This window comes from Streptomyces sp. NRRL B-3229 (assembly GCF_000719505.1).
In the GTDB taxonomy this organism is placed as follows: domain Bacteria; phylum Actinomycetota; class Actinomycetes; order Streptomycetales; family Streptomycetaceae; genus Streptomyces; species Streptomyces griseorubiginosus.
This window is the reverse complement of sequence record NZ_JOGP01000153.1, coordinates 1-265: the sequence shown is the minus strand read 5'-3', so window position 1 is coordinate 265 and position 265 is coordinate 1. Positions and strand designations below refer to the sequence as shown.

Annotated in this window: 1 protein-coding gene; it reads left to right on the top strand. The window is 65.3% G+C overall.

The genetic code is table 11. The annotated features are described in order from the left end of the window. Window positions 1-265, top strand: a 265-nt coding sequence (locus tag IF54_RS0139200) for an acyltransferase domain-containing protein (RefSeq protein ID WP_234439183.1), incomplete at both ends; no start/stop codon positions are given.

Sequence of the window (265 nt, the reverse complement as noted above, 5' to 3'; positions counted from 1 at the left end):
GCCGGTGGTGGGGGGTGGTCGTCTGGCGGTGTTGTTCACCGGTCAGGGGGCTCAGCGGGTCGGTATGGGCCGGGAGTTGTATGCGGCTTATCCGGTGTTTGCGGAGGCTTTTGATGCGGTGGTGGCGGAGCTGGATGGGCATCTGCCGCGGCCGTTGAAGGAGGTTGTCTTCGACGATGCGGGCTCGGGGGTGTTGAACCGTACGGAGTTCACGCAGCCGGCTCTGTTCGCGGTTGAGGTGGCGTTGTTCCGGTTGGCGCAGTCG